This window comes from Capnocytophaga sp. oral taxon 902 (assembly GCF_013394735.1).
In the GTDB taxonomy this organism is placed as follows: domain Bacteria; phylum Bacteroidota; class Bacteroidia; order Flavobacteriales; family Flavobacteriaceae; genus Capnocytophaga; species Capnocytophaga ochracea.
Window position 1 is genome coordinate 1,051,982 of sequence record NZ_CP058261.1, and the last position, 20,039, is coordinate 1,072,020.

The window sequence follows — 20,039 nt, forward strand, 5'->3', positions numbered from 1 at the left end:
TATAAGCTTCCTATAAGCTCTCTATAAGCTAACCCCACCCTCCTTACACCCTTTTCTCATCAAAATTCCCTTCAACCTCCTTCTGAAAATCTCCGTTTTCTTCCGAACTCCTCAACCCTCCCCCTTTGTTAATTCTCTCATTTTCTAATTTTCTAATTTTCTAATTTTCCCACCTGTCTTGCTACAGTTGCTTATCTCATTTTTTCATCGTAACTTTGCATCGTTGAAACAAATCACATTCCATTTATAAACAATATCCGAGTCAAACTCGTGTAATCTGTGTGTAGTCTGCGAGCTGGCATAGCAGAATATGTGTCTAAAGGCAACTTGTTGCCCATTTGTTTGATTTGTAAATATTTGTAAGATTTCTGTAGCGCAAGCTACACTTTTCTCACGTCGAACTCACCTTAAATAACGTCAGTTCTATATATAATACTGATTTACAGTTGTGTTTATATTATAATCTGTGAAATCCAGCAACGCAGTTGCCAATTCGTGCCCATCACATTTGTCAATTGTCAATTGAAAGACTATCCGTGCAATCCGTGTAATCTGTGTGTAGTCTGCGAGCTGGCATAGCAGAGTATGTGTCTAAAGGCAACTTGTTGCCCATTTGTTTGATTTGTAAATATTTGTAAGATTTCTGTAGCGCAAGCTACACTTTTCTCACGTCGAACTCACCTTAAATATAGCAAAGCAACAAGAACAATTAAATAAACTAAAAACATTCTTTACTTATGAAAAAAGCAGTATTTATGATGCTATGGACTCTGTTAATAGCGATGCTATCGTGTCGTAAAGATACAGACCCTAATGAGCAAGAGATAACAGGTGCTGTTCGCACCGAACACCCACGCCTTTTTATTACTAAAGAAGATATTCCGAATATCAAAAACGCTGCCCAAAGCTCGGCTCTGGATACGTATACCGAAACTAAAAGAGATGTGGATAAGCTCTTAAATGAACCTATCTCTTTTGAAAATCCTACCGCGGTGAATGGTACTGATAACGGTTTGAAAATCTCCAAAGTATCGCAAGTCGCCATATTATATTTGATAACGGGTGAAGCAAAATATCTCGACTATACCAAAAAATTCTTACAAAAAATCACTGAATATTACCGCCTTCGGGTAAGTCACAACTTGAATGCTGATTGGTATGTGTTCCCTCAAATCAATGCATTATGTGCTTATGATTGGATTTACAACTACTTAACCCCCAAAGAACGCGAGCAAATAGGCAAACCTCTTTATCAGGTAATGATGGATATTGCTTGGCACGGAAAAGGATTACGCCCAGAGCGCAATCGGGAGAATACAGGGGGATACAATACAGGATTTTATGGCACAGACGCCCTACCGTGGTATATAGGTATCACCTTTCACAACGACGGTATTGATAACGCACGCTGTGAAGATATGTTTCAAAAAGGATTTGCTCTGAATATGAAAATGGCAGAATATCGTCGTGGTATTATCGGTATGAGCGGAGGGGCTGTCACAGGGTGTGTAGGCTATTCGTTAGGTGCTTATCCTATCGCCGATTTCAATTTCATTCGCAGTCATCGCGCAGCCACAGGCATAGACCTCTCTCAAAGGCTCAACTACGTATTCAAATATTTGGACTATATCGATTGGAATCGCTTACCAAACAATCGCGAGTTTGGCTTTGGCGACAGTTATCACTACGATTGCTTGCTCCCCGAAAGAGACATCAATTATCACCTGAGAGAGATAGCCTCTCTTTATGGAAGTTCTACCAATATACAACGCCTGTTAGGCTTATTCGATAAGAAACACTATACAGAACGACTACCCTTTATGCCGTTCTTACAAAAATATCCTCAAGGAACTCAGGGAGCGACACCTTCAGGTAAAGGTGCCGTGTATTTCGAGGGTACGGGAGAAGTCATTATGCGTTCAGGAACGGGCGAAAACGACACTTATGCTCTTTTTGTGAGCGGAGGCAAAACCTCTTACCACAAGCACTTCGATAACAATCATTTCACTATCTACAAAAAAGGTTACCGTGCGTTAGATACAGGTACCCGCCCCGAACCTGGCTGGCATTTGTCGCATTACTACGCCCGTACTGTAGCCCATAACTGCGTAACCATCAGAATGCCCAATGAAAAAATGCCCGAATACTGGGGCGGAGGGGCTTCTACCGAAAACAAGTTCGAACCTATCCCCAACGATGGCGGACAAAACAACATATTAGGCTCTGTGCTGAAAGAGAAGCGTATCACTGACGATTATGTATATCTCGCCTCCGACGCTACTAAAAGCTACAACAGCCAAAAAGCCTCGTTAGTCGTACGTGAGTTTATATATTTCTACCCCGACCTTTTTGTAGTGTTCGATAGGGTAACATCTACCGACAAAAATTATCCCAAAACGTGGCTGATACACACCATCAACGAACCTGTGATGAAAGGTAGCAGAGAGTTCTCGGAAACTTCCGACGGAGGTAAGATGATTTGCCGTACTTTATTCCCTGCCAATGCTACACTTACTAAAATAGGTGGAAGTGGAAAGGATTTCTGGTCTGACGGACGCAACTGGCCTCTACCCAAACTCACTCCACAAGATTACGGGTATAATATGAATCTCCCTCCCGCCAATCACCCACAATTGGGACATTGGCGTATAGAAGTGAGCCCACAAACAGCTTCTAAAGAAGACTTGTTTATGCATATTATCCAAGTAGGCGATACAGCTCTTCCCGATTTACCCCGCACTGAAACCTTTGAAAATACAGCTCAAATAGGGGTAAGATTTACCTACCAAGGAAAACGATATATTTTAACCTTTGATAAAACAAAGTCATACGGCTGTCAAATAGAGAAGAAATAAATTAAGAGGCTTTATTTTTTAATCTATCTTAAAAACTTTGCAAACAAACGAGTCGTTCATCTGGAAAAATCGCCGTAATTTTGCCCCGTAGAAATAAAAAGTTTTCTTTTATGAAAAAATATACTTTACTATGCCTCTTCGTTATAGGGATAACAGCTTCATTACGAGCGCAATCGCTCTCATTCAATGATGCGCTTAACCAGATGCGTTCAGGCAACCAAAAACTCAAAGGCATCGAAAAACAAACTGAAGCAGCCGATTATAATCGCAAGTCATTCCGTGGGCTCTATCTGCCCCAATTGAGTCTCAATGCGAGCTATATGCACCTCTCCGACCCGCTTTCGTTGAGCTTCAACGAGTATAAGGCGCCCCTGCAAAGTGGCTTACAGGGATTCGCTACCCAAGTGCCTGCCCCTATGCGTCCGCTAATCACCCCCCTACTTGGCAGAATACAACCACTTTTTGCCCAAGACTGGCGCTATGAGTTCCAGAAACAAGACATTTGGAAAGTAAGCGCCGATGCCAAATGGGTGCTTTTTGCTGGTGGAAAGGTGCGTGTAGGCAATCGCGTGAGTGCGCTCAACACCGAAATAGCCACCGTAGAGAGCAAAAAAACCGAAAATGCCCTCATCAGTGAGTTGGCGGAACGTTATTTTCAAGTACAGTTAGCCCAAAAAGCGTTGGAAGTGAGAAAACAGTCGTTTGAAACAGCACAACATCACTATGAAAATGCCCAAAAGCTCGAAAAGAACGGAATGATAGCTTCCGTAGAAACAATGCAAGCTAAAAAAGCCGTTACCGATGCCGAGCGTGAGGTGATGGCTGCTGAAAAGGACATACAATTAGCGCAAACAGCGCTCTATGGCGTAATGGGAACTACCGAGCAACCGCTCACTGCCCTCACCACCGAACTCTTTGAAGTAGCCCCTCTCCAATCGCTTGAGTACTACCAACAGCAAGCCAAAGAACATTATCCTATGATTGTGCAAGCCAAGCTGAAAGCCCAAATGGCTACCCAAAGTGTAAAAGCGCAACAAGCCGCTTATTTGCCCGATGTAGCCGTAGTAGGCAAGAAATACTTGTGGAGCGAAAATCTACCTTTAACCGAACCCGATAACTGGGTAGTAGGCGTAGGGTTACAGTGGAATCTCTTCAACGGTTTGCAGGACAAAAACAAGATAGCCCAAGCCAAAGCAATGCGTGAGAGTGTGGAGCTCATCACTGCACAAGCCGAAAAAGACGTACAAACCTTAGTGAAAAAACAGTACACCGAGATTGAAAAGCAACGTGAACAATACCTCAGCTTAGAAGAGAGTTTGCGTTTTGCCGAAGAGCTCGTACGTGCCCGCGACAAAGCTTTTGCCGAAGGTCTCTCCACCTCCACCGATGTAGCCGATGCCAACCTTTATTTGGCTTCTATTAAAATCAAACGCTACCAAGCCCTTTTTGAAATGGACAAAACCCTCGCCCAGCTCCTCGAAACCTGCGGAATGAGCGATAAATTCAGCGAACAAGTAAGGTAGAGCGACACAAATGCTCTTACCTCTTATATCGCTATACTTTGCCAAAGTCTAAAACTAAGGTTGTAAGGAACATTTTTAACTATCTGAATAAGAATACATTTTTGAAGGATCTCCTCCGCAATGGATTACAATTTCTTTAATTATTTCATCTTGTAAACCATAACAAAATCGCCTTTTAGGGATTTTATAGCCTTTCAATCCTTCTTCTTTTATGTATGTCAATAGTAATATTGATGCTATTAATATTACATACATCATCACTTGTATACCATTGAGATTTCTTGAAAAGAAATGTTTAAAGTTAAGCTCTTGTTTTATGAAACGAAAATACTGCTCTATCTTCCAACGATTTCTATAAATTCCGGCTATTTGCTCATCACTAAAATCATCGGTTAAGTTACTTAAAAACAGTATCTTCTCTTCTTTAATTTCTCCTCTCTTCTCATCCTTCTTTAGCAGTCTACCCTCTATCAAACGAAAGGTATTTTTTGTCCTCCTTTGACTTTTAGTGAAAAGATGTACTTTCTGACTGCTAATTAAGCGCAGATGCTCATCTTGCTCAGCTAATTTCTTTACTTGACTCCCTTCTGCTAAAATATACTTTGAGTCTTTGTAAATTCGGGTGACAAAATATTGAGTCTGCTCATCTGAAAGCTCATCCATTACCTTTCTGTCTTTCATTCCTCTGTCGAACACTGCTATATCTTCCTTATTAGCAGTATGTTCCTTGAGAATATCACCAAGTGCTAAATCTTCACTTATCATTTCTTGCTGGTGATGAATTTTACACTTGAATGGTAAGTTTGAAAATCCAATGGTGAATTTTAAGCTTAGCTTTCCTTGCTCATCTTTTTTATTCTTCTGTCCATTTTGCATTCCTAAATGGAGTAGTTTGGATGAGATACTCACTATTGTAGAATCATAACTACTTATTTTAGAAGTAATTCCTTCTTCTAAAAAAGGTGCATACTTCTTTACGCAATAAGCAAAAAGTCTTTCAAAGAAAACTACATTTATTTTAGCAATCCTTTCTGCAATGCTACTGTGTGATATGACTTTAGTAAGTGATATCTTAGCAATCATTTTAAAGAAATTTGTGATATAAAAGTTTTCAAAGGTTCTTAGACTAGCTCTATCATCTGTCAAAGCACCGAAAATTAGCAACTTAAATATTTCTATTCCTTTAAGTTTTTTGCTATATTTATCGACTCCTGTTTCTTTTACAAGAAATTCTAACTCTTTATCTTCTATCTTAGAAAAGATATTTGAAATTCTTTTTCTATTCTTTATTATAGTGGTCATAACTTTTTTTTGCAAAGATAATACTTACACAGTATTCCTACAAAAAAACATAGTTAAAAATCAGTGCTTTATAAATCTTCCTTACAGTTTTGGTCTAAAACTTTGCCAAAGTTGACTACCCTGATAATCATACGCTGGCGCGAGCTTGTAGCTCGTGCCTCGAAGGAAGCCGAAGCCGCAAGCAGAATTAATACATTACAAAAATAATAACCATAATAATACCCTCATTTTTATCCTATTTATGGATTGTCTCCCTTCGGGGGAACGGGGGCTAAACTAAATAAACAATGAAAAAGAAAAACATCACCGGTCTTATTGTAACAATCACTGTATTTGCAGTAGTTCTTATTCTTTCTATCTACTTTTTTAGTAATCGCGAACCTGTATATTTGCAAGGACAAGTAGAAGCCAAACAAATCAACGTTGCTCCCAAAGTACCTGGTAGGGTGAAAGCTATCTACAAGCAGGAAGGCGACCAAGTGCACAAAGGCGACCTCCTTTTGGAACTAGAAAGCACTGAACTCGATGCCAAACTCTCTCAAGCCGAAGCAGCACGTTTAGCTGCACAAGCTCAATCCGATAAAGCACAACGCGGTGCCCGCAGCGAACAAATTCAAGGGGCTTACAATGTATGGCAACAAGCCGAAGCGGCTGCCCAGCTTGCTGAAAAAACCTATCAGCGTGTGAGCAACCTTTATAACGATAAGGTATTGCCTGCTCAAAAGAAAGATGAGGCTTATACCCAAATGGTTGCCTTACAAAAACAAGCCGAAGCAGCCAAATCACAATACGAAATGGCGAAAAACGGAGCTCGTGTAGAGGATAAAACCGCTGCCCGAGCCCTTGTAGCCCAAGCGCAAGGGGTTATTACTGAGGTAAATGCCTATAAAGATGGTGCTAAAGTGTTCGCTCCTGCCGATGCCGAGATACAAACCATTATCCCCAATGAAGGCGAAATCGTAAATGCGGGTTATCCTGTGATGAACCTCATTGATACCCAAGACGAGTGGGTGGTGTTCAACATACGCGAAGATAAAATGGCAGATTTTAAGATAGGTACTAAATTCAAAGGTATTGTGCCCGCTTTGGGCAATCAGGAGATAGAATTAGAAGTAAAACACATCGCCGTACAAGCCGATTTCGCCACTTGGACAGCTACCAAAAGCAAAGGCGATTTCGACAAGAAAACTTTTGCTATCAAAGCCTACCCTACTCAAAAAGTAAAGGATTTAAGACCCGGAATGTCAGTATTAGTAAGTGAAAAATGAGAATAACTGAAGGATTATCAACTAAAGATAAGCAAGCTATTATACGCTGGACAAATAGCAAAGATGCTTATTTCTTGCAACAATGGGCGGGAGATGCTTTGCCTTATCCTCTTACCATAGAAGCACTCAATGCTTTGCCTCACTGTTTTCGTATTGAGGTAGAGGGTAGTTTTATAGGGATGATTCAGCAAATAAGAGTAGAAGGGAGCAACGTACATATTGGTAGATTTCTTATCAATCCTTCGCTTACAGGAAAAGGATTAGGCACCTCAGCAATGCAGTTATTTATCGCAATGCTTTTTGAGGATAAAAGAGTTCATTCTATTAGCCTAAATGTATTTGATGACAACTCCATAGCTAAAGGTCTTTATACAAAACTTGGTTTTAAAGTAGTAGCCACTGTTGAAGGAGAAAGGAAAAAATACAAGATGGTGAAGAGTAATTTGGCAATTAGCTAATTTGCCAATCGGCTCATTAATAGATTTATCCCCTACTGGTGCGATTCTCCTAGTTCGTGTTTAATACTAAGCAAACATCAATAGAAGAAATCTGTTTAAGCTTTCAGCGAAAGATAACCAGAATAAAACAATAATTCACATATGAAAACAGTAATTTTATTAGCAATACTATTTTTATATAGCAGTTGCGGTTATGAAGTACCAGGGAAAGACAAGCACCCTGAGATTCCTGAGTTTAACGGCTTTGACAAAAATCTTTTTATAGTAGATACACTACTTACTGAAGAAGATGTTATGAGCTCTGATAGGATTATCTACGACCCAACTGACGATTTTATATATTTAAACAAAGAATACGATTGGTTTTTACTTGATAAAAACTTTAAAATCAAACAAAAGATAAATGCTAAAGGTGTTTTTCAGGGAAATAAAACTTTTTATGATAAGAAAGAAGATGAAAAATATAAGGATATTATCTATAAATACACTTATCCTTGGACAAAAGCTGAAAAAGTAAAGGAATTACAGTATTTAGGCCACGATAGTATTATTAAAAACTACTCTATTCCAAAAGATAAGAATGGAAAATATGATTTAGAAGCTATTAGAAAGATAGGCAGACAATATATTGACGAGCAATTAGGTGTAATACAAAAAATAATTCCTGTAGGTTTCTCGTCTATTGTGTGTATAGGAAGCAAAGGCGAATATTTTACGGAAGATTATAAATACAATACTTTTTATGAAATAGAATATACTCAAACACCAAGCTATAAGCATTTAGTAGATAATAAAATCACCAATAATTTGTACTCATTTGATCAGGTAGTTTTGGGGAATCAGGGCGGAGGAAATCATTTTGCATTTTGGTTTTATCCTTACGGCTATAAATACTATACTTTTAAGATAGGCAATGACTCTATCCAATTTAAATGGAACACCAAAAGCTCACGGAAAATAATACAAATAAAAGACCTTTGGGGCGATAGGGTCTTGATTTATAAAGACAGTGATAGTGGCGGAGAATTATATAACATTCGAAAGAAATGAACATAGAAACCTTTAGAGATTTTTGCTTAACTTTACCTCACACTACTGAGGATATGCCTTTCGGGGAGGACTTTTTGGTCTTCCGTATAGCAAATCGTATCTTTGCACTGATGAACCTAAACCGCGTGCCTATGAGTGTGAGTCTCAAGTGCGACCCTGAGCGTGCGATAGAACTCCGCGAGCAATACCCCGATAAGATTGTAGCAGGCTACCACCTCAACAAAAAACATTGGAATACTGTACTTTTAGAGAGTCTGCCTGAAGTCCTTATCAAAGAAATGGTACAGCACTCTTACAACCAAGTACTTGCCAAAGTACCAAAGAAGGAAAGAGAAGCGTTAGGGGTGTAAACTCCGTAATCTTTCTTAGGATTGGGAATATCCGTGATAATTTAGAAAAACAACAAAAATTAATTAGAAATGAAAAAGAAAAAACTTTGGATACTTTTTATCATTACCACTTCGCTATATGCCTATTTGATGTTAGTAACCATACCAGCCCTTAAAGCAATGGCTGGAGGAATGGATATTTTAGATGTGCCTCCGTTTTATGATGCTACTTACATTCAAGAGCTATTTAAGCGTTTAGGTGAAGAAGGTCGCCATTTCTATTTATACCGACAAATTCCTGTGGATATGATATATCCCGGTCTGTTTGCTATTACCTACTATCAACTGATACGTTTCTTTTTAGAAAAACTCAACCAAAGAAAGCTCCTTTTCTTATCATATTTCCCTTTAATAGGAGGTATTTCTGATTATTCAGAAAATTTTAGTACCATTACAATGCTCACACACTATCCTGAAAACTTATGGATAGAGACCTTAGCGCCCTATTTTTCTCTTATGAAATGTATCTTTGTGGTACTTTCTTTGGTATTATTTTTTGTACTAGGAATTACAACATTCATAAAAACAAGAAGACAATAACAAAATCACCCTCAGAATAGTCTCAATTTTGTTCATTATATCTGAATAAACCAAAAAGCCTATGTGGAATGCTCTTGTGAATTACAATATACTTGCCCCTCTATCAATAGCTGTTTTGGCTTGGGCGTTTATACTCATTTGGTTTTCCAAGAAAAACAAACAAGAAAGGAAGAAAAGACAACAACTTTTAGCCCAGATAAAAGAACAACTCCCTATTCCCACATTCAAAGAGTTGTTACAAGCTTTAGAAGCCTTGAACTATAACCCTGCTCAGTGTTATTTTAAAACAAATACTTTTGAGCAAGGAAATGTAGGTGTGGGCAACACTTGCTTTCTGCAACGAGAAAACCAATGGGTGGTATGCCTTGCCGATACTCGTTGCTTCTGTGATGAACAGTCTTTTGATAGCGAACAAGAAGCCTTCGAAAACTTTGTATATAAATATTTTCTCCTTAGTAAAGAAGAAATTAATTGGTTAAAACAATGAACATATCAAGTTATAACACCAAGTTTGGCACTCTTACTTTCTCACAAAAAGTGGGAGACGACTATTTTTGGGAGGCTTCATATCAGTGGAAAAGTGATTTCTACAAAGAAACTTTACAGCTACCTTTTTCTGTGTTTAGCAAAAGTAAAACCATCGCACCTGATACTATTGCTTTTATTGAAAAAATCCTTGTCAGCGCAGATAAGTTGGTTGCCAAAGCTCTTTCTTATTTTCAAGAACAACTGCTGATATGCTCAGATGGCTTTCATCTTTCAGAAGAAGAAAAACGATTGTTAAGTGTTCCCTTGCAAGAAGTTCCTTTTGAAAGTCCGCAGTTCCTATTCTATGACAACAAAGAATGGATATTGCATTTTGCCGGAGGTGGTTTCAGCTTTTGCGAGCCTTATGGAGTTTCTTTTCATTTTAAAGAAGAAACCCCTATCTTAATAGAAAACTTAGAAGACGCTGAAGAAATCTAACTAATTAGCTAATTGACAAATTAATTATGTATTTATTTAAAAAAGAATGCAAGAACCTTTTCCTATCACCCAAACGGCTGTTTTACGTTTTGGTGTTTCCCTTGGTTATCTTTGGGTTCTTTGCGGCGGTATTCTACAAAGGAGTACCACGCGACCTCCCTATGGCGTATATCAATTACGACCAAAGTCAGCTGTCCGAAAACCTTTTGCGTATGCTCGATGCTACCCCAAACATCGACCTGAAAATCAAACTCACCGATGAACAAGAAGCCCAACGACTTATCCAGCAACAGCAGATAATGGGCTTTATCGTTATCCCTGCCGACTTTCAGCAGAAACTATTCAAAGGTGAAAACCAATCAGTGATTTGCTATACCAATAGTCAGTTTATGCTGGGGGCAAGTCTTATCCAAAAAGATTTCCAAACTACCGTAGGGATGTTCTCAGCAGGCTTGGTGATGAAGAAGAAAATGCAAAAAGGGCAACAAACCGAGAAGGTACGTGCCGAAGCTCAACCCGTAAAGGTAAACGACCACGGTCTATACAATCCTTATTCTAACTATGCCTATTACCTGCTCACAGCACTCTTGCCAATGATGCTCCAAATGATTGTAATGATGGTAACGGTGTATGTATTGGGGGTTGAGTTTCGTTACCATCGAGGGAAACAGTGGCTCAAACAAGCAGGTGGCAGTCCGCTGAAAGCCCTTGTGGGGAAACTCTTGCCTTATACCTTAGTGCTCTTTTTTGTAGCGTGGTGGATGAATTACCTCCTTTTTGAGCTTATCGGGGCTCCTTTGCATATCCCAATGCTGAATGTGGTGCTTATTACTTTTGCCTTAGTAGTAATCTATCAGATTATCGGGATTACCTTTGTGTCTATGCTTCCCGATTTCCGTACGGCTCTGACAGTAGGTAGTGGTTTTACAGCGATAGCCTTCTCATTTGCGGCTTATACTTTTCCTATGGAAGGGCTTCCTAAGAGTTTGCAGTATTTAGCGCAAATCTTTCCGTATGCTCATTTTATGAAGTACTATGTAAATCGCGCTATCAAAGGGATACCTGTAGAGATGACGTGGCAACCGCTTCTGGCATTATTGCTCTTTGGACTGTTGCTTATAGTGGCTTATCCTATGTTTGTGAAAAAGATAAAATCAGGAGGTTATGAAACAGTTTAGAAGTTACATATATCAAAGTTCAGCCGACTTCACTCGTGCGATGCTTTGGGAAGCCAAATATATATTCCGCGACAAAGCGGTATTCTTTTCGTTTGTAATTGTAGCGATTGCGGTGTCGTTTATCTATACTTATCTCTATTCCGAAGAGACTTTGCAAGAGCTTCCTATTGGAGTAGTAGATGAGGATAATACTGCGCAAAGCCGTCAGTTGTTACGTATGATTGATGCTACGAGTCAGACCGCTATTTACAGCAGTTACCTCAACCTCACCGAAGCTGAAAAATCCTTTCAGCAGGAGAAAATACGGGGGATAGTAGCTATTCCCAACGGTTTTGCACGTGACCTACAACGCGGGGAACAACCCACTATATCGGTCTATGCCGATGCTTCCTATATGCTTTATTACAAGCAAATACTTACCGCCACTAAAGTGTCGGCTACTTACTTGAATGCAGGGGTTGAGGTAAAACGCACTTCGGCACAAGGCAAACTCCCTACCCAAGCGCACGATGAGGCAATGCCCGTGAGCGCCCAAGTAGTGAGCTTATACAATCCCTCTTTGGGTTATGCTACTTTCCTTATTCCCATAGTGCTTGTGATTATCTTTCAAACTACCATACTCACTGCCGTAGGTATGTTAGGAGGAACGATGCGAGAGGGTAATAAACTTAAAAAAATATATCCTAACTCCGATAGTTTTTGGGGAGCTTTGCCTATTGTAATGGGGAAAGCTACTACTTATTTAGCCTTTTCAATGGTGATATTACTCATTATTTTAGGAATTATAATGCCACTGTTTGGCATTCCTGTACGTAGCACGATACTAAGCACTATGGTTTTTATGATACCCTTTATCCTGTCGATTGTATTTATGGGACTTTGCTTGCTGAACTTTTTACATCGACGTGAAGACGCCATTATGCTCATTATGTATACCTCTTTGCCTGCGGTGATGCTTACTGGCTTTTCGTGGCCTACCGTAGCGATGCCTGAATGGCTGAGTGCTTTTTCGTATATTGTACCTACTACTTTAGGGAGCAAGGGTTTTATATCTATTACCCAGATGGGAGCTCATATCACTACCATTATGCCATATTGGCTGGGAATGTGGGCACTGTGTTTGGTATATTTAGTATTAGCCACCCTTACCCTAAGGAGAGTGTTAAACAAGTAATAAAAAAAGAACGACTTAATTAAGCCGTTCTTTTTTTATTACTTCCCGTTTGTCTTTCGTATGTTTGTAGTCTATCACTCCCATCACACAAGCAACAATAAAAGAGGAGATAGCTGTACGTGTTATTTGTCATTATAATGCCCAAAAGCTGAAAGTACTTCTACCTTTTTCTCCTCTTCAAAAACTTCGTATATAAACCGATGTTTTCCATTAGTCAAACATCAATTTTCTCAGTTCTTCCCTACTCATTTGTATTTTTTTACCAGCCCTTGCACGGTCTATTTTAGCAAAAAAAGCTTCCTTGGTCATCAGACTTTCATCTTTTTCTTCTTTGACGACCTTAGTATTAGTAGCTTTAAGACTCTTCAAAATTCTTTTAATAAAAGGAAAATCTCCTGCTTGTATTTCTGATTGGAATGTGATTTTTGCTACTCCCATAGTCTTAATATTTTTTGCAAAGATAGAAATAATTTATCAATTAGCTAATAATGAACTTTAATAAAGTATGAAACATAAATCCCTTTTAGCTCTTTCCTTTTACCTTTAAAAACACTTTGTTCATCACCTCTCCGGTTTGCAGGTTTAAAAACTCTTGATTGGTGGTGGGGCTATCAAGCCCACCGAGTTTAGGTAACCATTTGCCGGTTTTAATGTAGTCTAAACACCCTAACAATTCAGGGTATTTGCGCTGTACTTGCTTGAGGTTGAGTCCTGTATAGAGTGCCGTTTTCAGCCGTTTGCACTTCACTTGGAAGATAAGCGAGAGCAGGGTCTCTACCTGCCACTCGCCTCCCATAAACAGCACACAGCTTATCATATCTTCATACTTGCTAAGCAGTTGTTCCAAACCTTCATTAGTAAGCGCACAGCCTTTGCTACCGTCCCAAATATATTCGGAATGGCAACCCTCACACGCCAACGGACACCCTGTGATGGTAAAACACAGGGATATCTCGTTGGGTACTTCTTGGAGGACTATATCGTAACTGCTATACCGTAGCGTTCCCATAGTAACGTATTTTAGCTTCTTTTTGTCGGTCTTTAGAGAAATTAGTAATGCGTTTGAGATAGCCTATCACCCGTGTCGCGTGGTCGATATTTTCAGAACCACAATGGGTGCAGTGGTCGTGCGTGTGTTTATCGATATAGCCACAATCGTTGCACACGGTTACGCATATATTAAAGCAGAAGTAGTTGCAACCCGTCTTAGCGGCTACATTTAGCAACTTATAAAAACCTTCGGCAGTGGTGTATTCTTCGAGATTGCAGTGGTAAGCCGAACCGCCGTCTAAGTACTGTATATAGTCATTTCCGTGCAAATAGAACTTATCGATAAGGTTTTGAGAGCTGTCTTCCACAATATAGAAATACGAATTGTAGCAATCGCGTGGCACTTGTAAGCCATCGGCTTTGTCCCAAGCAGCATTCTTCACGCCTAAATTCTCGGCAGGTACAAACTCGGTATTGAACATAAAGCCGTATTTGGCTTTAGCTTCCTTATTTTTGTCGTAAATTAGTTTGAGGTTTTTGTTGATGAATGCTTTATAGTCAGGATTGTCGGAAATGCGAATCCCTAAATACTCGGCAGCTTCCACCATTCCGTTGATACCAACGGTGAGGAATTGTTTATCAAGCGAGATGAAGCCCGCATCGTATACTGGTAACATACCCGCATCTTTGTAATCCTGAACAATAGCGCGGTAAGCTACTTGGTATTTATGGATATTATCTAAGGTGCGTTCCAACGACAAGTGTTTTTGGTAAAGGCGATTCATATTAATAGTTATCACATTAATACTACCAGTAGAAACACCTCCTGCCCCAAGTGAATAACTAAAGGTGTTATCGGAAATTTCATTGCGCAAACGACAGCAACTTGCTAATGAATCGGCGTTGTCCGATTGATAGATAAAGAAGGCATTCCCTTCGCTGAGCTCTTTGGCACAGAAGCGCGCAAAATGCTCGTCGTACACGTGTTTGTCCTTAGTGAGCATTGCTGCGGTTACTACAGGGAAGGTGAGTATCGCCTTGGTGCGCTCGATATTGAACCAATGCATAAAGAACTGTTGGAGCTTGTCTAAAGACTCATAAGAAGGTTTGCTACCATCGGGGTAAACAAATGTACCGAACATCGAATCGAAATAAGGGCGGTCATACAGCGATATGTTCCAAAATACTGACTGATAGCCACGTGCTGCTGCTGGCTGATTGATAGCGTATACTACGTGTTGCAGTTCGTTTTCTATCACTTCACGGTGGGTATTGAGATAATCATCGCCATAGTCTTTGCGCGCAAAATGGTCGAAGTACATTAGGAACTCTACCGTTGCTACCGCTCCTGCAAATTGTGAGGAAACGGAAAAGAGGAAGTTCACGAACGACCCGCAATAGCTTGCCAAGTGTTGCGGAGCTTTGCTTTCACCGCCGAGTTTTACGAGCCCGTCCAAGAGCAAAGGATACATCGAAACGCTTACACAATAAGGTTTGAGGCTCGTTTCGTCGTGCACGTAGATTTCGTGTTCCTCAATCTGACGGATATACTCATCGGCTAATTCTTTGCCAAAGAGCTGTTCGATTTTGTGAGACACGAGCGAACGGTTCACTTGAATATTGATATCTTTATTGAGTTCTGCCTCCATCGTAGCGATGTTTTTATGTGCCACATTGGCATTGGCATCGAAGAGAGACCCCGTAGCGGCATTGTGAGATTGTAGGTAATTTTCGATGAAATTACGCTTTGTTTGAAGCTGTTCAGCTGTAAGCTTAGTGAATTTAGACATAATTTTTTATTTTATTATTATTTCAGATACAAATTTTAATTTCTCGAGCATTAAGCTTCCAAGTTGTAATGATAATGGTCACTAATTCTCTATTTTATTAACAATTTTCAAGTATGTGATACATAAGGAATGTTTATATAATACAAGCATAGCCTAATGAGTTTATTTTTAACCCTCCTCTTTTAGTTAGAGAGAAAGAAAGTGCTGAGTGATTTATATAAATCACTCATTTATAATGCATTGAATAATGTTGCTTTTATAAGTTCCCTAAAAAGGGGAAGAGTTTTTTCTTAGTTGCTGGGGCAAAGGTACGGAATAATGTGATAAGTTTTCAACAAAAATAAAATAGTTATCAACACAGTTATTAACAATTTAAGTGAACATTTTGATAGTTATAAAGTTAGGACAAATACATTTTTATAAGTTATAAATGCTCTAAAAATTTCTGCCGTTGAACCTCACTTTTATATCTTTCTGATTCTAAAAATAAAAGTTTTCAGTACCTAAACACTTTTTGAAATATACTTTTAATTAGAAAAGTCCTTAGTCCATAGGCATTAGGAGGAAAGTGATAGGCGATTAACTTTGCCAAAGGTGCGAGCCAAAGCCAGCGAGAGCTCACAGCTGGGTATGTGGGGGCGGGGAAATTAGAAAATTAGCAAATGAGAGAATTAGCAAATGGGAAGGGTTGAGGAGTTCGGAAGAAAACGGAGATTTTCAGAAGGAGGTTGAAGGGAATTTTGATGAAAAAAGGGTGTAAGGAGGGTGGGGTTAGCTTATAGAGAGCTTATAGGAAGCTTATACGAATCTTGGACGATTGGTATAGAAAGGGTATATAAGTAATTGACTTATAACACGATATAACAGTGCTAAAAATGTTAAAATCGGGGTTTCGAGGCGAAAGGAAGAGAAATAGGTAATAGGCCTTAGGCCATAGGCAATAGGGGGGAGTATGACGGAAAGGAGAAGGAATAATTAGAGAATTAGCAAATTAGAAAATTAGAAAATGGGGAGGTGGGAAGCCTTAGGCCATAGACAATAGGGGGGAGTATGACGGAAAAGGGAAGGAATAATTAGAGAATTAGCAAATTAGAAAATTAGTAAATGGGGAGGTGGGAGGCAATAGTCCATAGGCACTAGGGGAAGTATGGCGAAAAAGGGAAAAAATGACGAATGACGAGGGACGAATTGAGTTGGACGTAAAGGAAGTGTAGCTTACGCTACAGAAATCTTACAAATCTTAAAAAAATCAAACAAATAGGCAACAAGTTGCCTGAATGTCTGGCACAGATTAAACGGATAGTCTTTCAATTGATAATTGACAATTAACAAATGTGATGGGTACAAATTGACAACTGCGTTGCTGGATTTCACAGACTACAATGTAAACACAAGTGTGAATTAGTATTGATATATAGAACTGATGCTGATTAACAAAATATTTCTCTTAGAAAAGTATTTGAGATATTCGAAAAATGTGTACCTTTGCAGTCTGTTATTACTCATATACTACCCTGCTTACCTAAAAAATGAAACTTTTCTATTCTAAAATACTCCTCTTTGGCGAGTATGGCATTATCAAGAACTCCAAAGGCTTGGCAATCCCCTATAACTTTTATAAGGGGACACTGAAGAAGTGTGAGTCACACAAACAGTGTGAGCCACACCCGCAGTGCGAGTCGCACGGACAGTGTGAGTCACACCTGCAAAAAGAAGAAGAGGCTCGCAAATCGAATGAGGCTTTGCGGGAGTTTGCTACTTACTTACAAAACCTTATGGAGGAAGAAAACCCGATTGTGCGCTTCAATCTTGAAAAGCTCAATGCTGATATAGCAGAGGGTATGTACTTCGATAGCAGTATCCCACAAGGCTATGGCGTGGGCAGTAGTGGCGCCTTGGTAGCTGCTATTTACAGCGAATATGCTATTGAGCCTATCAGTGCAATGGAAAACCTTACCCGCGAAAAGCTATTGCAACTCAAAGCGATTTTTGGCAAGATGGAATCGTTCTTCCACGGCACTTCTTCGGGCTTAGACCCACTGAACAGCTACCTGAGTTTGCCGATACTTATCAATTCGCACGACCATATAGAGCCTACGGGCATTCCCTCGCAAACGCCTAACGGAAAAGGCGCAGTGTTTTTGCTCGACAGTGGTGTGATAGGCGAAACTGCTCCTATGGTACGTATCTTTATGGAGAATATGAAGAACGAGGCTTTCCAGAAGATGCTCAAAGATGAGTTTATCAAATATACCGATGCTTGTATAGATGACTTTTTGAAGGGGCGCTTCAAATCGCTGTTTGGGAATATCAAGAGTCTATCGGGTATTGTGCTGAACCACTTCAAACCGATGATTCCGAAAGAATTTCACACGCTCTGGAAGCAGGGAATCGACTCGGGCGATTATTTCTTAAAACTATGTGGTTCGGGGGGTGGAGGCTATATTTTGGGCTTTACTGAGGACTTAGAGAAAGCCAAGCGAGCTCTTAGCAACCATAAATTAGAAGTAGTATATCAATTTTAAAACCTATATAAAGGCGTGCCTATGCAACGCCTTTTCTTATTTGTAAATGAGTGACACTATCAAACACGAGTGCGGGATTGCTCTTATCCGCTTGCTCAAACCTTTGGAATATTACAAAGAAAAATACGGTTCTGCCTTCTATGGCGTCAATAAAATGTACTTGATGCTGGAAAAGCAACACAACCGTGGGCAAGATGGTGCAGGAGTGGCGAGCATCAAGCTGAATATGCAACCCGGAGAACGCTATATCAGTAGGATTCGTTCCAACGAGGCGCAACCGGTGCAAGATATCTTTACGCGCATCAACCAGCGTATCAACGAGGGATTTAAGGCGAATACTGCACTGAAAGACAATGTAGCTTTGCAGAAAAGAGAACTCCCCTACATAGGCGAAGTGATAATGGGGCACGTACGCTACGGTACCTTTGGCAAGAACAGTATTGAGAATGTGCACCCTTTCTTGCGCGAAAACAACTGGATATACCGTAACCTCATTATGGCGGGGAACTTCAATATGACCAATGTAAACGAGCTCTTCGAAAACCTCGTACACCTTGGACAACACCCCAAAGACAAAACCGACACTGTGATTGTAATGGAAGGTATCGGTCATTTCTTAGACGATGAGGTAGAAAAACTCTATCTCCAACTGAAAGAAGAGGGCTATACCAAACAGGAAGCGTCGCCTTTTATTGCCGAACGGCTGAATATAGAACGCATCTTGAAGCGTGCAGCTAAGTATTGGGACGGTGGTTATGCAATGGAAGGTATGATAGGTAACGGCGATGCTTTTGTACTCCGCGACCCTGCGGGTATTCGTCCGGCGTTTTACTATCGAGATGAAGAAGTGGTAGTGGTAGCGTCGGAACGTCCGGCTATACAAACGGTCTTCAATGTAAAATACGAGAATGTACACGAGTTGCCACCTGGAAATGCGATTATCATCAAGAAGAGTGGAGAGGTAGCAGTAAAAGAGATACTTACCCCAAGGGTACGCAAAGCCTGTTCGTTTGAGCGCATTTACTTCTCTCGTGGTAGCGACCAAGATATTTACCGCGAACGCAAGATGTTGGGCAAGCTACTCTTTCCTCGCATTGCCCAAGCGATAGACCACAACTTGAAAGATACGGTTTTTGCTTATATTCCTAACACGGCTGAAACATCGTATTTGGGACTTATAGAAGCAGCCGAACAATACCTCAACGAGCAGAAAGCAAAACAATTAGCAACTGCGACTCAAAGTGAAATTCTTAGGATTCTCTCTGAAAAAGTACGCACTGAAAAGGTAGCGATTAAAGATGTGAAGTTGCGCACCTTTATCACCGAAGACAGTAGCAGAGACGACCTTGTGGCGCACGTGTACGACATTACCTACGGTTCGGTACAAAAAGGCGACACTTTGGTAATTATAGACGATAGTATTGTACGGGGTACGACCCTTAAAAAAAGTATTTTGAGCATATTAGGCAGGTTAGAGCCCAAAAAGATAGTGATCGTCTCTTCGGCACCTCAAATACGCTATCCCGATTGTTATGGGATAGATATGGCGCGTTTAGAAGACCTTGTAGCGTTCCAAGCTGCTTTGGCTTTACACCACGAAAGAGGGACTTACCACATCATAAAAGAAGTGTACGAAAAATGTCTTACCCAAGTAGTGCTAAGTGATGACAAGGTAGTGAATTACGTAAAAGAAGTGTATGCTCCTTTCAGCGATGAAGAGATTTCGGACAAGATAAGAGATTTGCTTTTGCCAAAGAACTTCGCCTCAGAAGTAGCAGTAATCTTCCAAACGGTAGACAACCTGCATAAGGCTTGCCCTGAGAATTTGGGCGATTGGTATTTCACGGGTGATTACCCTACCAATGGTGGCAATAGGGTAGTGAATAGGGCGTTTATTAACTTTTATGAAGGGAATAAGGAGAGGGCGTACTGATTTAGGTAAAAGGTAAAAGATATGAGGGTAATTAGGAAATGAGAAAATGAGAGAATGAGAGAATGAGGAAATGAGAGAATAAGGAAATTAGAAAATGA

17 protein-coding genes are annotated in these 20,039 nt (G+C 40.0%); 13 read left to right on the plus strand and 4 right to left on the minus strand.

Going from position 1 to position 20,039, the window contains the following annotated elements; genetic code table 11:
* Positions 1-737: 737 nt before the first annotated feature.
* Both HW278_RS04390 and HW278_RS04395 read left to right on the plus strand, forming a co-directional pair.
* On the plus strand, positions 738-2,855 hold the full coding sequence (locus HW278_RS04390) for a heparinase II/III family protein (protein ID WP_178977048.1): 2,118 nt from the start codon (positions 738-740) through the stop codon (positions 2,853-2,855).
* 110 nt (positions 2,856-2,965) lie between these two features.
* Positions 2,966-4,378: a TolC family protein gene (locus tag HW278_RS04395; protein WP_178977049.1), complete on the plus strand. Its 1,413-nt coding sequence runs from the start codon at positions 2,966-2,968 to the stop codon at positions 4,376-4,378.
* A gap of 75 nt (positions 4,379-4,453) precedes the next feature.
* Here HW278_RS04395 and HW278_RS04400 read toward each other — a convergent pair whose 3' ends face one another.
* Entirely contained in the window at positions 4,454-5,680 is a 1,227-nt protein-coding gene (locus HW278_RS04400; protein ID WP_178977050.1) for an IS4 family transposase, read from the minus strand.
* A 287-nt stretch (positions 5,681-5,967) separates the two neighbouring features.
* Between HW278_RS04400 and HW278_RS04405 the strand changes: the two genes are divergently transcribed.
* The 9 genes from HW278_RS04405 (at position 5,968) to HW278_RS04445 (ending at position 12,703) form a co-directional block, all read left to right on the plus strand.
* Entirely contained in the window at positions 5,968-6,948 is a 981-nt protein-coding gene (locus tag HW278_RS04405; RefSeq protein ID WP_002674037.1) for an HlyD family secretion protein, read from the plus strand.
* Positions 6,945-7,406, plus strand: coding sequence for a GNAT family N-acetyltransferase (locus HW278_RS04410; protein ID WP_178977051.1), 462 nt, complete (start codon positions 6,945-6,947; stop codon positions 7,404-7,406). The genes HW278_RS04405 and HW278_RS04410 overlap by 4 nt, the downstream gene beginning before the upstream one ends.
* 141 nt (positions 7,407-7,547) lie before the next feature.
* Positions 7,548-8,456 carry a hypothetical protein gene (locus HW278_RS04415; RefSeq protein ID WP_178977052.1) on the plus strand — a complete coding sequence of 303 codons (909 nt, stop codon included), beginning with the start codon at positions 7,548-7,550 and terminating at the stop codon, positions 8,454-8,456.
* The gene (locus HW278_RS04420) at positions 8,453-8,806 is read left to right on the plus strand and encodes an MmcQ/YjbR family DNA-binding protein (protein WP_178977053.1); all 354 of its coding nucleotides are present in this window, start codon (positions 8,453-8,455) and stop codon (positions 8,804-8,806) included. The genes HW278_RS04415 and HW278_RS04420 overlap by 4 nt, the downstream gene beginning before the upstream one ends.
* Positions 8,807-8,875: 69 nt before the next feature.
* The gene (locus HW278_RS04425; RefSeq protein WP_178977054.1) at positions 8,876-9,385 is read left to right on the plus strand and encodes a hypothetical protein; all 510 of its coding nucleotides are present in this window, start codon (positions 8,876-8,878) and stop codon (positions 9,383-9,385) included.
* A gap of 61 nt (positions 9,386-9,446) precedes the next feature.
* Entirely contained in the window at positions 9,447-9,872 is a 426-nt protein-coding gene (locus tag HW278_RS04430; RefSeq protein WP_178977055.1) for a hypothetical protein, read from the plus strand.
* On the plus strand, positions 9,869-10,351 hold the full coding sequence (locus HW278_RS04435; protein WP_053581177.1) for a hypothetical protein: 483 nt from the start codon (positions 9,869-9,871) through the stop codon (positions 10,349-10,351). Before HW278_RS04430 ends, HW278_RS04435 begins: the two co-directional genes overlap by 4 nt.
* Before the next feature lie 26 nt (positions 10,352-10,377).
* The gene (locus tag HW278_RS04440; RefSeq protein WP_178977056.1) at positions 10,378-11,529 is read left to right on the plus strand and encodes an ABC transporter permease; all 1,152 of its coding nucleotides are present in this window, start codon (positions 10,378-10,380) and stop codon (positions 11,527-11,529) included.
* On the plus strand, positions 11,516-12,703 hold the full coding sequence (locus HW278_RS04445) for an ABC transporter permease (protein WP_178977057.1): 1,188 nt from the start codon (positions 11,516-11,518) through the stop codon (positions 12,701-12,703). Before HW278_RS04440 ends, HW278_RS04445 begins: the two co-directional genes overlap by 14 nt.
* 210 nt (positions 12,704-12,913) lie before the next feature.
* Here the strand turns inward: HW278_RS04445 and HW278_RS04450 are convergent, their stop codons facing one another.
* The 3 genes from HW278_RS04450 to nrdD all read right to left on the minus strand — a co-directional run bounded on the left by HW278_RS04450 (position 12,914) and on the right by nrdD (position 15,483).
* On the minus strand, positions 12,914-13,141 hold the full coding sequence (locus HW278_RS04450; RefSeq protein WP_009419591.1) for a hypothetical protein: 228 nt from the start codon (positions 13,139-13,141) through the stop codon (positions 12,914-12,916).
* A gap of 85 nt (positions 13,142-13,226) precedes the next feature.
* Positions 13,227-13,712 (minus strand): anaerobic ribonucleoside-triphosphate reductase activating protein, encoded by a 486-nt coding sequence (gene nrdG / locus HW278_RS04455; protein ID WP_178977058.1) that lies wholly within the window; start codon positions 13,710-13,712, stop codon positions 13,227-13,229.
* Complete coding sequence (gene nrdD, locus HW278_RS04460) at positions 13,693-15,483, minus strand: anaerobic ribonucleoside-triphosphate reductase (protein WP_009750577.1); 1,791 nt, start codon at positions 15,481-15,483, stop codon at positions 13,693-13,695. Before nrdD ends, nrdG begins: the two co-directional genes overlap by 20 nt.
* Before the next feature lie 1,529 nt (positions 15,484-17,012).
* Between nrdD and HW278_RS04465 the strand changes: the two genes are divergently transcribed.
* Positions 17,013-18,008, plus strand: coding sequence for a mevalonate kinase (locus HW278_RS04465; protein WP_178977059.1), 996 nt, complete (start codon positions 17,013-17,015; stop codon positions 18,006-18,008).
* A gap of 46 nt (positions 18,009-18,054) precedes the next feature.
* Positions 18,055-19,941, plus strand: coding sequence for an amidophosphoribosyltransferase (locus HW278_RS04470; RefSeq protein ID WP_178977060.1), 1,887 nt, complete (start codon positions 18,055-18,057; stop codon positions 19,939-19,941).
* Positions 19,942-20,039 lie beyond the last annotated feature (98 nt).